General features: G+C 37.7%; 15 protein-coding genes. 1 reads left to right on the forward strand and 14 read right to left on the reverse strand.

The features are described from left to right. The 14 genes from nuoL to AW17_RS03645 form a co-directional block, all read right to left on the reverse strand. Entirely contained in the window at positions 1-1,902 is a 1,902-nt protein-coding gene (gene nuoL / locus AW17_RS03580; protein ID WP_029274745.1) for an NADH-quinone oxidoreductase subunit L, read from the reverse strand. A 13-nt stretch (positions 1,903-1,915) separates the two neighbouring features. Beyond that, positions 1,916-2,245, reverse strand: coding sequence for an NADH-quinone oxidoreductase subunit NuoK (gene nuoK, locus AW17_RS03585; protein ID WP_029274746.1), 330 nt, complete (start codon positions 2,243-2,245; stop codon positions 1,916-1,918). Next, complete coding sequence (locus AW17_RS03590; RefSeq protein WP_029274747.1) at positions 2,245-2,748, reverse strand: NADH-quinone oxidoreductase subunit J family protein; 504 nt, start codon at positions 2,746-2,748, stop codon at positions 2,245-2,247. Before AW17_RS03590 ends, nuoK begins: the two co-directional genes overlap by 1 nt. A 128-nt stretch (positions 2,749-2,876) precedes the next feature. Further along, positions 2,877-3,380, reverse strand: coding sequence for a NuoI/complex I 23 kDa subunit family protein (locus AW17_RS03595; protein WP_025146332.1), 504 nt, complete (start codon positions 3,378-3,380; stop codon positions 2,877-2,879). Between the two features lie 2 nt (positions 3,381-3,382). Then, positions 3,383-4,420, reverse strand: a complete 1,038-nt coding sequence (gene nuoH / locus AW17_RS03600) for an NADH-quinone oxidoreductase subunit NuoH (protein WP_029274749.1) — start codon at positions 4,418-4,420, stop codon at positions 3,383-3,385. Further along, positions 4,420-5,430: an NADH-quinone oxidoreductase subunit G gene (locus tag AW17_RS03605; protein WP_029274750.1), complete on the reverse strand. Its 1,011-nt coding sequence runs from the start codon at positions 5,428-5,430 to the stop codon at positions 4,420-4,422. The genes nuoH and AW17_RS03605 overlap by 1 nt, the downstream gene beginning before the upstream one ends. Before the next feature lie 75 nt (positions 5,431-5,505). Beyond that, positions 5,506-6,042, reverse strand: a complete 537-nt coding sequence (locus tag AW17_RS03610) for an ORF6N domain-containing protein (RefSeq protein ID WP_029274752.1) — start codon at positions 6,040-6,042, stop codon at positions 5,506-5,508. 86 nt (positions 6,043-6,128) lie between these two features. Then, positions 6,129-7,496, reverse strand: coding sequence for an NADH-quinone oxidoreductase subunit NuoF (gene nuoF / locus AW17_RS03615; protein ID WP_029274753.1), 1,368 nt, complete (start codon positions 7,494-7,496; stop codon positions 6,129-6,131). Positions 7,497-7,571: 75 nt separating this feature from the next. Next, on the reverse strand, positions 7,572-8,087 hold the full coding sequence (locus AW17_RS03620; RefSeq protein ID WP_029274754.1) for an NADH-quinone oxidoreductase subunit NuoE family protein: 516 nt from the start codon (positions 8,085-8,087) through the stop codon (positions 7,572-7,574). Then, positions 8,080-9,294 (reverse strand): NADH-quinone oxidoreductase subunit D, encoded by a 1,215-nt coding sequence (locus AW17_RS03625; RefSeq protein ID WP_029274755.1) that lies wholly within the window; start codon positions 9,292-9,294, stop codon positions 8,080-8,082. The genes AW17_RS03620 and AW17_RS03625 overlap by 8 nt, the downstream gene beginning before the upstream one ends. A gap of 93 nt (positions 9,295-9,387) precedes the next feature. After that, the gene (locus tag AW17_RS03630) at positions 9,388-9,888 is read right to left on the reverse strand and encodes an NADH-quinone oxidoreductase subunit C (protein ID WP_029274756.1); all 501 of its coding nucleotides are present in this window, start codon (positions 9,886-9,888) and stop codon (positions 9,388-9,390) included. Then, entirely contained in the window at positions 9,888-10,430 is a 543-nt protein-coding gene (locus AW17_RS03635; protein WP_029274757.1) for an NADH-quinone oxidoreductase subunit B, read from the reverse strand. Before AW17_RS03635 ends, AW17_RS03630 begins: the two co-directional genes overlap by 1 nt. Before the next feature lie 228 nt (positions 10,431-10,658). Then, a complete protein-coding gene (locus tag AW17_RS03640; protein ID WP_029274758.1) occupies positions 10,659-11,030 on the reverse strand; it encodes an NADH-quinone oxidoreductase subunit A in 372 nt (123 codons plus the stop codon). Positions 11,031-11,217: 187 nt separating this feature from the next. Beyond that, complete coding sequence (locus AW17_RS03645; RefSeq protein WP_029274759.1) at positions 11,218-11,451, reverse strand: hypothetical protein; 234 nt, start codon at positions 11,449-11,451, stop codon at positions 11,218-11,220. 1,040 nt (positions 11,452-12,491) lie between these two features. Here AW17_RS03645 and AW17_RS03660 point away from each other — a divergent pair. Next, positions 12,492-12,860 carry a helix-turn-helix transcriptional regulator gene (locus AW17_RS03660; protein WP_029274764.1) on the forward strand — a complete coding sequence of 123 codons (369 nt, stop codon included), beginning with the start codon at positions 12,492-12,494 and terminating at the stop codon, positions 12,858-12,860. The last annotated feature ends 53 nt before the right edge of the window (positions 12,861-12,913 follow it).

Below are 12,913 nucleotides of genomic sequence, written 5' to 3' on the forward strand. Positions count from 1 at the left end.
TTATATGTAATAAAATGTATATGCAAGTAATGCGATGATACCAAATACCATCATAAAAATATAGAAACCTACGTTTCCACTTTGTAGCAAACGAATACCTTTACTGGCTTCATTTGTACTCCATCCCAATCCGTTCACCATTCCATCGATAAATTTGTTATCGATAATCTTATAAAAGAATTTCGAAAGTGCATCTAATGGCTTAGTGATCAAGAAATCATAAATTTCATCGAGGTAGAATTTATTATAGGATAACTTTGCCAGAGCAGAACGCGGTGCTTCATCAGCAACAGGAACGCGTGCTCCCCTTACATACCTGCTATGAGCATAAAATAAAGCTGCTATAGCGGCGGTTACTGATATCGCCATTAAACCTATTTCAGTTGAATGGTTTAAATCTAGTTCGTGTTGCGCAACGCCTGCACCAGTTAACCAATGTGCCAGCCATTCGTTTCCACCAAAAATATGCGGGAAGTTGATTGCTCCACCAATTGCAGCAAGAACAGCCAAAATGATTAAAGGTAAAGTCATTGCTTTTGGCGATTCGTGCACATGGCTTTCTTCATGATGTGTTCCACGGTATTTGCCAAAGAAAGTCAAGAACATCATTCTGAACATATAGAATGCCGTTAAGAATGCGGTTAAAACCCCAATTCCCCAAAGTATCGGACTAGCCTGGAAAGCATGTGCTAAAATTTCATCCTTTGAGAAGAAACCAGAGAACGGTGGTAAACCTGCAATAGCAATGGTACCGATCAGCATAGTTAAGAAAGTAACCGGAAGTTTCTTTCTCAATCCGCCCATGTGACGCATATCTTGCTCATGGTGCATGGCATGGATAACCGAACCTGCGCCCAAGAATAATAGTGCTTTAAAGAATGCGTGGGTTAAAACATGGAAGCATGAACCTGTATAAGCGCCAACACCCAGGCCTAAAAACATATATCCCAATTGCGATACGGTTGAATAAGCCAACACTTTTTTAATATCAGTCTGTGTTAAAGCAATAATTGCTGCAACTAAAGCCGTAGCCGCTCCAACAATAGCAATAATGTGCTGTGTAAGCGGAGCAAGATCGAACAATACGCTCGAACGTGCAATCATATAAATACCAGCTGTAACCATTGTAGCTGCGTGGATCAAAGCCGAAACTGGCGTTGGTCCGGCCATTGCATCTGGTAACCAGGTAAACAAAGGCAATTGAGCCGATTTACCGCAGGCACCGATAAACAACAAGATGGTAATTAAAACCAGTGTATCATTACCGGGCAACATATTAGCTGCTTGAGGGAAAACTTTAGCAAATTCTACACTACCAAAAGTGGTGAAGATTAAGAATACGCCTAACAAAAAGCCTAAATCGCCAATACGGTTCATTACGAAAGCTTTTTTAGCCGCTGAGGCATAAGCACTGTTTGTATACCAGAAACCGATTAACAGGTAAGAGCATAAACCTACACCTTCCCAACCGATAAACATAACGATGTAGTTTGATCCCAATACCAATAAAAGCATGAAGAATACAAACAGGTTCAGATAAGAGAAAAACTTACCGAATCCAGCATCATTGTACATGTAGCTGGTAGAATATAAATGGATCAGGAAACCAATTCCGGTGATGATCAAAAGCATGATCGAACTTAAAGGATCAACCAGGAAAGATAATGGAATGTGTAATGCACCCGCGCTGATCCAATCGAATAAAAATACTTCGTGAGATTTTTGTGTGTCGCCTTGTAAACTAAAGAAAATAACTACGCTGATGATAAAGGAGGCTAAGATTACCCCGCTTCCGATGATACCAACAAGTCCTTTAGATAAAGAGTTTCTGCCCAGTCCATTAATTACAAACCCTAAAAAAGGAAGTAACGGAACCAACCAAATCAATTGTTCTATTGTCATTCTTATTATATATTTACCACTTAAGGCGATTTAAAACATTAATATCTACTGATTTCGTATTTCTGTAAACCATTACGATAATTGCCAGGCCTACTGCAACCTCTGCAGCTGCCAAAGCCATAATGAAGAATACGAAAACCTGCCCTGATGGGTCATTGTTATGAACCGAGAATGCCGTTAAAAGTAAGTTAACCGCATTTAGCATCAGCTCAACCGACATAAAAATTACAATGGCATTTCTGCGCGTAAGTACACCGATTACGCCAATAGAAAAAATAATGGCACTTAAATAGATGTAGTGGTTTAGCGGAACGCCTGCTGCTTGTGTGAATAAATTTTCCATTATGCTTCTACCTCATCTCTTTTAGATAATAAAACGGCTCCAACCATTGCTGCCAATAGTAATAGAGATGACAATTCGAATGGTAATAAGAATGGGCCAAAAAGCTCCTTACCTAGATTTTCTACCAATCCTAATCCTGGATTTTTCAAAATCAATGGACTGGTAATACTTGCTGATTTTAAAGAACCGATTAAGGTTACAACCAAACAACCGCCAGCAATTACACCTACGATTTTGATCAGTGGCGATTTACTCGGTTCAGTTTCTTTGTTCAGGTTAAGTAGCATCAGTACAAAAAGAAACAATACCATTATGGCCCCCATGTAAACGATAAAGTTTACCACCGCTAAAAACTGTGCGTTTAATAGCACATAGTGTACAGTAAAGGTAAAAAAGGTAAGGATTAAGTACAATACACTGTGGATCGGATTTTTTGCAAAAATCACCATCAGCGAAAAGATGATACTTAATGTGGCTACGAAATAGAATACTTGTGTACTCATTAATTAATTGTTTATTTATGTTCCATGGTTTGTGTCTCCACAAACCATTATTTATATTTCGTTTCGTGAAGACACGAACCGAGGCTTAAGATTGTTTACCATGGTTCGTGTCTTCACGAACCATCATTTTATTTTTTCATTTCCAATGGAGCCTCTACCAACTTATCTTTTCCGTAAATGAAATCTTTACGTAAATAATCAGCAGGTACAATAGGTCCATCTAAGTAAATTGCCTCTTTTGGACAAGCCTCTTCACATAATCCACAGAAAATGCAACGCAACATATTGATTTCGTAAGTTGCTGCATATTTTTCTTCGCGGTATAAATCTTTCTCCTCAGGTTTACGTTCAGCTGCAATCATGGTAATGGCTTCAGCTGGACAAGATAAAGCGCATAAACCGCAGGCAGTACAACGTTCTTTACCATTCTCATCGCGCTTTAGCGAGTGCATCCCTCTAAAGTTGGTAGAGAATTCACGTTCTACTTCAGGATATCTTATAGTAGCCTCTTTTTTAAATAAGTGACTGATGGTAATGCCCATACCTTTAGCAATTGCCGGTAGGTACATCCGTTCCATAAAGCTCAATGGCTTTTGTTCCAGTACTTTTTTCTTATTACTTAATGATTCCATAATTAAAACTTCTCAATAATCGCAATCACAACACCTGTTATTATAATATTGGCAATAGCCAAAGGTATTAAACCTTTCCAACCTAAATTCATCAATTGATCGTAACGGAAACGAGGGATTGTCCAACGTACCCACATAAAGAAAAAGATGAAAGCACATATTTTACCGAAGAAAACTGCTGTACCAAAAAGTGGTGCCCAGGTTGGGCCTAACCACACCGCCATCGAATCCATACCAGGGTAATTATAACCACCCCAATATAAAGCGGCCATTACTGCCGATGATACAAACATGTTGATATATTCAGCAAATAAATAAAAACCTAATTTCATTGAAGAATATTCGGTATGGTAACCACCGATTAATTCCGTTTCGCATTCAGGTAAATCGAATGGCGCACGGTTGGTTTCTGCAAATGAACAAACCATAAAGATTAAAAATCCAAGTGGCTGATATAAAACATTCCATCTCCATCCATGTTGCTGATCAACGATTTCTTTTAAGCTTAAGGTATTCGTCATTAAAAGCAAAGCGATGATCGATAATCCCATTGCAATTTCATAACTGATGTTCTGCGAAGCTGCACGGATCGCACTTAACAAAGAGTATTTGTTGTTTGAGGCCCATCCCCCAATCATTACGCCATAAACACCTAAAGAAACGACTCCAAAAATGTATAAAACTCCAACATTGATATCTGAAACCTGTAAAGGAATAGTTTTGCCTGCAATTAAAACAGGACTGCCCCACGGGATAACCGCCGTACCTATACAGGCACAAAGCAATGCCAAACCCGGACCAGCTATAAATAAAAATCTGTTTGATGAGGTAGGAATAATTTCCTCTTTCATAAACATTTTTAATCCATCGGCCAACGGTTGTAAAATACCAAAGGGACCAGCTCTATCAGGGCCTAAACGATCTTGTAAATACGCAGCAACTTTACGTTCTGCATAAGTAGAATACATGGCAATAACTAAACTGATGCCGAAAATTACAGCTACCAGGATAAATTTTTCTATAACAAAAGCGCTATCCATTAGTATTTAACTGTTTTATGTAATTCAATTTCATTTGCAGCTTGTAATGCCTCATTTGGCTGAATTACATGCAAAGGTTTTAATGTTTCGTAGTGATTAGATGCAATTACCGAAGTATCATCAATGTGTGTTGGGTGTTCAATTACCCAATCAGCTGTTGCTTTTTTATCGAAGCGGCAAGTATTGCAAATAAATTCTTCTACTTCTCCAAACTGATCTTTACGTGCGGTAACACGTAAAACATCTGCTCCTTTATACCAAAGTGTTACTTTACCGTTGCATTTTTCGTGATCGCAATCACGGTGTGCATCAACTGGTTTGGTAAACCAAACACGGTTTTTAAAACGGAAAGTTTTATCGGTTAAAGCACCTACCGGGCAAACATCGATTACGTTTCCTGAGAAATCGTTATCAACAGCCTGGGTAATGTAAGTAGAAATTTCGGAATGGTCGCCACGGTTTAAGATCCCATGAACACGTTTGTTAGTAATCTGATCAGCCGTGAAAACACAACGGTAGCACAAAATACAACGGTTCATGTGCAATTGGATTTTATCACCTATATCGATACGCTCGAAAGTACGGCGTTCAAACTCATAACGTGTTTTTTGCAAACCATGCTCGTAGCCCAAATTCTGCAAATCGCACTCTCCTGCCTGATCGCAAACAGGGCAATCTAAGGGGTGATTAATCAATAAGATCTCTACAACACCTGCACGTGCTTCCAAAACTTCTGGTGAAGTAATGTTAAGCACTTCCATCCCATCCATTACGGTTGTGCGGCAAGAAGCCACCAACTTAGGCATTGGACGAGGATCTTTCTCCGAACCTTTAGTCACTTTTACAATACAGGTACGGCATTTACCGCCACTGCCTTGTAATTTAGAATAATAGCACATTGCTGGCGGAACAATATCCCCTCCGATCTGCCTTGCAGCATTCAGAATGGTTGTGCCGTTATCAACCTCTACTGTTATTCCATCTATCGTAACCTTAACTTTTTCACTCATGGTTAATGATATTCTTTTTATTTTTTATACTTCTACCGTCATTGCGAGGTACGAAGTAATCTTTTTTACAATTTATTATTTCTCTTTCGAGATTTTATAACCAATTTCTTTTCTTGGTTTTTCTTTTTGTTCCAATAGTTCGTCAAAATATCTGAAGATCACTTCAATATTTTTATCTTGATTATCTACTTTCTTTTTAATCTTTTCTACTTCTAATCTTATTTCTGTATTGCTTAAAACCATCGTTCTAAGCTGTACAAACACATCAATAATTTTAATACTTACTTCTACCGCCTGTTTACTTTTTAAAACGTTTGATAGTTGTAAAACACCATGCTCACTAAATGCAAACGGAAGATACTTTGAGTATTTTCCTTGTTCTAAGGTCGCAAATTGCGACCTTAAGACCTCATTTTCTTCTTTTGTTAATTCGAACATAAAGTGCTCTGGAAAACGCTCTATATTTCTTCTAACTTGTTCTTTTAATCTTTTAGTCTCAACGCCAAAGAGTTCTGCTAAATCAGAATCTAACATCACCTTAACTCCTCTAAAAAGATAAATTTTGTTTACAATTACCTCATTAGGAATTATTAATGTCTCTTGTTTCGGCATTTACAAGTTTATTTCTAAGATCACAAATTGTGATCTTAGGTTTTAAATTACATATTCAACTGGTCGCAAATCGCGACCTTAAGATTTTATTTCTCTTCCGTTACCGGAGCTTTCTCAATCGGTGTTGCATAATTTGCGATACCGTAATTTTGGCTCTGACTCTTAACAGGTTCTTTAATATGCCATTCAAATTCATCCCTGAAGTGACGGATTGCACTGGCTACTGGCCAGGCTGCTGCATCACCCAACGGGCAGATTGTATTCCCTTCAATTTTGCGTTGAATATCCCACAATAAATCAACATCTTCCATGCTGCCATGGCCATGTTCGATTTTATGAAGCACTTTTTCCATCCATCCGGTACCTTCGCGGCAAGGTGAACACTGTCCACAGCTTTCGTGGTGATAAAAACGAGAAAAATTCCAGGTATTACGAACAATGCACTGATCTTCATCAAAAGCAATAAAACCACCTGAACCCATCATGGTTCCTGTAGCAAACCCACCTTCTGATAACGATTCGTAGCTCATTAAACGAGGTTCGCCGTTAGCATATTTCAAGGTTAAATTAGCTGGCAAAATAGGCACAGATGATCCACCCGCAACCGTTGCCTTTAAACGTTTACCATTCGCAATACCGCCACAATACTCGTCTGAATAAATAAATTCTTCTACCGGTAAACCCAATTCGATTTCGTAAACGCCTGGTTTTACTAAATTACCTGATGCGGATATTAATTTTGTACCTGTACTTCTACCGATACCAATTTTTGCATATTCATCTCCACCATCGTTGATAATCGGCACCACTGCAGCAATAGATTCAACATTGTTAACCACTGTAGGGCAACCATATAACCCTGCAATTGCAGGAAATGGTGGTTTAATCCGTGGATTACCTCTTTTACCTTCAAGCGACTCTAACAAAGCAGTTTCTTCACCGCAAATGTAAGCGCCACCACCTGGCTGAACATATAATTCTAAATCGTAACCTGTTCCTAAAATGTTTTTACCCAACCATCCTGCAGCTTTAGCTTCAGCAATTGCTTTTTCTAAAATGCGGATCTGAGGCATCATCTCGCCACGTACATAGATGTACGAAACCTTGGCACCTAATGCGAAACTTGATACAATCATTCCCTCAATTAACGCATGGGGAATATAAGTCATCAAATAACGGTCTTTAAAAGTTCCTGGCTCAGATTCATCAGCATTACACACCAAATAACGTGCAACACCTTCTGGTTTAGCCAAAAAGCTCCATTTCATCCCAGTTGGGAAACCCGCACCTCCGCGACCGCGTAAGCCCGATTTCTTAACTTCTTCAACAATCTCTTCGGGTGTTAAAGTTTTAAGGGCTTTTTCCACAGCACGGTACCCGCCTTTTTGGCGATAGACTTCAAGTGTATTGATGCCCGGTACGTTTATATGCTCAAGTAACAGTTTTCGAGACATTTTAATTAGTCTATAGTCTGTAGTCCATAGTCCATAGCCTTAAGTCACAACGACTCTCGACTTAAGACTTTCGACTTAAGACTTATTTTTCAAATCTTCAATCAATTTATCTACACTTGCTTCGGTAAGGTTTTCGTAGAAAGTATATTCCGGGCTAATTTGCAGCACCGGACCGAAACCACAGGCCGCTAAACATTCAACTCCTCTAAAGCTGAATAAACCATCGGCAGTAACTTCACCTTCTTTAACACCTAACTTGTTTTCCAAGTGGCTTAATATTTTTTCGGCACCAACCAGGCAACAAGGCCCGGTACGGCAAACCTCCAAAGCATACTTACCTTGTGGTTTTAAAAAGTACATGGTATAAAATGTTGCCACCTCATACACTTCAATTGGCTGAATATTTAAATACTCGGCAACCTTATCCATAGCTGATGTACTCACCCAAAGGTATTCGGCCTGTACCAAGTGTAATAATGGCAGCAAAGCTGATTTGTGCTTACCTTCAGGATAACGGCTTTTTACATCATCAAATTTGGCCAGCAATTCTGATGAAAACACTACAGGTGTTTGTTCTTCTACTTTAAGCATCTAATTCTCCTGCAATAATATTCATACTACTCATGTTGATAATGGCATCAGACAATAACATGCCCTCGCTCATTGGCGCAAACATCTGGTAGTTTATAAAACTTGGTCTGCGGAAGTGTAAACGATATGGCGTTCGGCCTCCATCGTTAATCAGATAGAATCCTAATTCACCATTTCCGCCTTCTACAGCGTGATAAACTTCTGCTTTTGGCGCATCAATCTCACCCATCACAATTTTGAAGTGATAGATTAATGCTTCCATATTGTTGTAAACTTCTTGTTTTGGAGGAAGGTAAAATTCAGGAACATCGGCATGGAAAATACCTTTTGGTTCCGTTTTTAACTTCACAAGCGCTTGTTCGATAATGCGGATGCTCTGCCACATCTCTTCATTACGCACTAAATATCTGTCGTAAATATCCCCACTTGTACCTACCGGAACTTCAAAGTCGAAATCCTGATATGAAGAATATGGATCGCTTACACGCACATCGTAATCTACACCGGTAGCACGCAAAAGCGGTCCAGTCCAGCTATATTCTAAAGCAGCTTCTTTAGTTACTTCTGCAACACCAGCCGTTCTATCAATAAAAATACGGTTACGTGTTAACAGATTTTCGAACTCTTTTAACGCTTTAGGGAATTCTTTTAAAAACTTATCGATTTTAGCAAAGGCGATATCATTGAAATCTCTTTCAAACCCACCAATACGGCCAATATTTGTGGTTAAACGTGCACCACAAACTTCTTCGAAGATTTCGTAAATATGCTCACGGAACTGAAATAGGTATAAGAAAGTGGTTGTTGCGCCGGTATCCTGACCAATAATCGTGTTACAGATAATGTGATCGGCAATACGCGAAAGCTCCATAATGATTACCCGAAGATAATCTACACGTTTCGGCATCTGAATATTTAACAACTTTTCAACCGTCATGTGCCATCCCATATTGTTAATAGGCGACGAGCAATAGTTTAAACGGTCGGTAAGTGGTGTAATTTGATAAAATGGGCGATGCTCGGCAATCTTTTCGAAAGCACGGTGGATATACCCAATGGTAGAAACGCCGCTTACAATACGTTCGCCATCTAATTGCAAAACGTTTTGAAAAACGCCGTGTGTTGCAGGGTGTGTTGGGCCTAAGTTTAAGGTTACCAGCTCACTTTGCGGGTCGTTATCTGTAAATACCGGATGGTTATGATTCATATCCCCTAAATCCCCTAAAGGGGACTTCCTTTCAATGTTTATAAATATTTAACTTTATCTTCTACCCAATTCCCCCTTTAGGGGGTAAGGGGGTTACCTTCCAAAAAATTCGTCTTTTTTATCTACTCTGTTCGGATCTTCCAATGGATATTGTTTCAACATCGGGTAAACACCTAAGTCGTCCATATTTAAAATACGGCGTAGATCAGGATGTCCTTCAAACTTAACTCCAAAGAAATCATAAGTTTCGCGTTCCATCCAGTTGGCACCTTTCCAAACAGTTGTTGCTGTAGGGATAGTTGGATTTTGTTCTGAAATGAAAACCTTAATCCTAATCCTAACTTTCTCCACCATGTTGTGCAAATGGTAAACCACTGCAATACCATGATCTTTACCCGGATAATGAACCGCCGTAATATCGGTCAAGAAATTAAAACTCAAATCGTTTTTAAGGAACGATAATACATTGATGATAACATCTTTGGTGGTTGCAAAAGTTAATAAGCCATATGACTCAGAAACTCCAGTTACCTTTTCGCCAAACTTATCGCTAAGTTTTGCCAGAATATTATTATTTAGCGTCGTTTCTTCCATTATTTAATGCCGTATTGACCTAAAAGTTCTTTGTAATAATCAGAATTTCTTCTTCTGCCCGACTCGTTTTTCACTAAATCCTGAATACGCTGAAAACCATCTAAAATAGCTTCAGGTCTTGGCGGACAACCCGGAACGTAAACATCCACTGGAATAACCTCATCAATACCCTGCAATACGGAATAAGTATCAAAAATACCACCACTACTCGCGCAGGCACCAACAGCCATTACCCAACGTGGCTCTGCCATTTGAATATAAACCTGCTTTAATACCGGTGCCATCTTTTTAGCGATAGTTCCCATAACCATTAAAACATCAGCCTGACGAGGAGAAAAGCTTAGGCGTTCGGCACCGAAACGACCAAGATCGTAGTGAGAACCCATGGTTGCCATAAACTCGATTCCACAACAAGAAGTTGCGAAAGGTAAAGGCCATAATGAATTTGAGCGGGCCAAACCAATCACTTTATCAAAAGAAGTGGCGAAAAAGCCAGATCCTTCTATTCCTGGAGGCGCATCAACTATATTAATTTCACTCATGTTTATAAACAAAAAATGCTCATCCCTTTGCAGAATGAGCAACAAATTTACAATATTTTAAAGGCAAACAAACTAGCTTTACTCGATTTAGAACCTTTCTAAATAACCAAAATAGCTATAAGTTAGTGTAAGTGATACACATTTGGTTTGCAGTTGGTAATTTTCAGTTTACAGTTTTTAAACCATGAACTATTAACTGCCAATTGTGAGCTGATAACTGCCAGCTGACTAGTTCCAGTCTAAGACTTTTTTCTTGATTACGTAGATAAAGCCCAACAATAATGTACCCATGAAAATGAACATCTCGATCATTCCATCCATCCGTAATGTACGGAAATTAACCGCCCAGGGATACATAAAGATAACCTCTACATCAAATAGTACAAATAAGATGGCTACTACGAAATATTTGATAGAGAAAGGCTGGCGTGCATTACCTACTGATTTAATACCGGCTTCAAAAGTTTCTAATTTATCGCTTGTTTTACGTTTTGGACCTAAAAAGTGGGTAGCAACCAATGTGGTGACCACAAAACCTAAAGCAACAATTACTTGAAATATAATTGGTAAAAAATCTATAGCCGAACTCTGCGCTTGCATATTATTTATTTTATGATGCAAAAGTAAAAGAAAAAGGCAGAGTAACCAAACTCTGCCATGAACCAAAGCAAAAAACTTTAATTAAGATAAAAAACGTCATCTAATTGACAAGGCATCTATTTTTACACCCTAGTTTTTTAATTTAGCAATTATTAACAAATTAGATAGGGTCAAATAAAATAAATCATTATGCCAGAATGCATGATTTTTCCTCCAAATCGGATTTACAACCAACATAATCCGTAGCACTACAGTTTTTATCACCGTTACAGGTTATAGTAAACTCTGGTCCGCATACAGCTGTGCATGTAACATTTCCTGCATTATCTGTACTGCCTGTTCCCCCCATTACTTTTTTTAATTGCGTTCTACTTAATACTTCTCCCTTGTCAAAAGTTGACCTTAAAACTATTTTTTTCATAATACTTAATGTTTATTTTTTTAATAGATACATAAATCTAATATTAATAGTTCCTTCTTGATCAATTTCTTCAGCATAGAACTATTCGTTAATTGCATTAATTTATGCGTTAAAGTGTAATTGATACAATTAGATTTATTTATGAATGTTAGGAAATTATCAAGATCTGAAATAAAACAAATATCATGCGGTGAAGACCTTCGAAAATACAGAAATGAGCAATGCTTAAGCCAAGAGTATATAGCTAATTTACTGAAATTAATCAAAGTACCTATCAAAGAATTGAAACAGCAAAATCAAGGTATCAGTACACCTCACTACAAAATTAAATGCGTTTTTTAATAATTCTTTACCATCATTTTCAGAAACAGACACAAGCAATGAATTAGAATTGATGAATAAAACAATAATTCAAATGGCGAAAGTAATAGAAGGAAAAGGTGAGCAGTAAAAACTTAAAGATTGAGGAACTAAAGAGACAAATCGATATTGCGCATGAAATTGTTTTTTTCTGGTGTGACTTTGCAATATTATTCAATAAAAAGAATAGACATAAAGGCAGGGAAAGGAAACTCTGCCCTTATCACGAAGCAAAAAACTCTAGTTGACCAAAGAAAATATCGCGTTATTGAGGTGGTGTATAATATTTTAAGCATTCTATTTGGCATGTATTACTAGTGATACCAGGAAAATCATTGTTAGAACATGCTACTTCCACTCCTGCAGTAGCTGTACAACCAGGACAATCCATGCTTATTGAAACACTCTCTCCCGTTGGACAATTACAAGTTGTAGAACACAAACTTGAGCTACCACTTCCTCCTAGTACTTTTTTTAACTGGGCTCTACTTAACACTTCGCCTCTACTAAAGGTAGATTTTAACGTTAATTTTTTCATAATACTTAATGTTTATTTTATTAATAGATACATAAATATATTATTAATAGTTCCTTACTCATCAATTTCTTTGGCATAGAAGTATTCGTCTCAAGCATTAATTTATGCGTCAAAAAATAAATTGATTTAATTAGATTTATTTATGGATACTAAGAAATTAACAAGATCTGAAATGAAACAGATATTTTGCGGTCAGGACCTTAGAAAATTCAGAGATGAAAAATGCTTAAGTCAAGAGTACATAGCTAATTTACTTGAAATTAATCAAAGTACATATCAAAGAATTGAAACGGGAAAAATTAAGTTATCAATGGAACTCATAGCAAAATTAACCGCAATTTTTAATAATCCTTTATCATCATTTGAAGAAGCGGATACAAGTAATGAAGTGGAATTGATGAAAAAAACAATAATTCAACTGGAGAAAAGAATAGAAGAATTGGAAGAAAAGGTTAGCCGTAAGAACTTAAAGATTGAAGAACTAAAGAAGCGAATCAATACCATCTATTAGTTGGGTTAATAACCCAACTAATAGATAAGACTGCAAAGCTATTGTCGGGATAC

Origin of the sequence: Pedobacter borealis DSM 19626 (assembly GCF_000708285.2) — a bacterium.
Lineage (GTDB): Bacteria > Bacteroidota > Bacteroidia > Sphingobacteriales > Sphingobacteriaceae > Pedobacter > Pedobacter borealis.

What these genes read in the sequence shown, in the direction of transcription:
- AW17_RS03595 (WP_025146332.1), bottom strand. Translation starts at nt 3,380, where the DNA reads ATGGAATCATTAAGTAATAAGAAAAAAGTACTGGAACAAAAGCCATTG.
- AW17_RS03660 (WP_029274764.1), top strand. Translation starts at nt 12,492, where the DNA reads ATGGATACTAAGAAATTAACAAGATCTGAAATGAAACAGATATTTTGC.
- AW17_RS03620 (WP_029274754.1), bottom strand. Translation starts at nt 8,087, where the DNA reads ATGCTTAAAGTAGAAGAACAAACACCTGTAGTGTTTTCATCAGAATTG.
- nuoL (WP_029274745.1), bottom strand. Translation starts at nt 1,902, where the DNA reads ATGACAATAGAACAATTGATTTGGTTGGTTCCGTTACTTCCTTTTTTA.
- AW17_RS03635 (WP_029274757.1), bottom strand. Translation starts at nt 10,430, where the DNA reads ATGAGTGAAATTAATATAGTTGATGCGCCTCCAGGAATAGAAGGATCT.
- AW17_RS03610 (WP_029274752.1), bottom strand. Translation starts at nt 6,042, where the DNA reads ATGCCGAAACAAGAGACATTAATAATTCCTAATGAGGTAATTGTAAAC.
- AW17_RS03590 (WP_029274747.1), bottom strand. Translation starts at nt 2,748, where the DNA reads ATGAGTACACAAGTATTCTATTTCGTAGCCACATTAAGTATCATCTTT.
- AW17_RS03625 (WP_029274755.1), bottom strand. Translation starts at nt 9,294, where the DNA reads ATGAATCATAACCATCCGGTATTTACAGATAACGACCCGCAAAGTGAG.
- AW17_RS03640 (WP_029274758.1), bottom strand. Translation starts at nt 11,030, where the DNA reads ATGCAAGCGCAGAGTTCGGCTATAGATTTTTTACCAATTATATTTCAA.
- AW17_RS03605 (WP_029274750.1), bottom strand. Translation starts at nt 5,430, where the DNA reads ATGAGTGAAAAAGTTAAGGTTACGATAGATGGAATAACAGTAGAGGTT.
- nuoH (WP_029274749.1), bottom strand. Translation starts at nt 4,420, where the DNA reads ATGGATAGCGCTTTTGTTATAGAAAAATTTATCCTGGTAGCTGTAATT.
- nuoF (WP_029274753.1), bottom strand. Translation starts at nt 7,496, where the DNA reads ATGTCTCGAAAACTGTTACTTGAGCATATAAACGTACCGGGCATCAAT.
- AW17_RS03645 (WP_029274759.1), bottom strand. Translation starts at nt 11,451, where the DNA reads ATGAAAAAAATAGTTTTAAGGTCAACTTTTGACAAGGGAGAAGTATTA.
- AW17_RS03630 (WP_029274756.1), bottom strand. Translation starts at nt 9,888, where the DNA reads ATGGAAGAAACGACGCTAAATAATAATATTCTGGCAAAACTTAGCGAT.
- nuoK (WP_029274746.1), bottom strand. Translation starts at nt 2,245, where the DNA reads ATGGAAAATTTATTCACACAAGCAGCAGGCGTTCCGCTAAACCACTAC.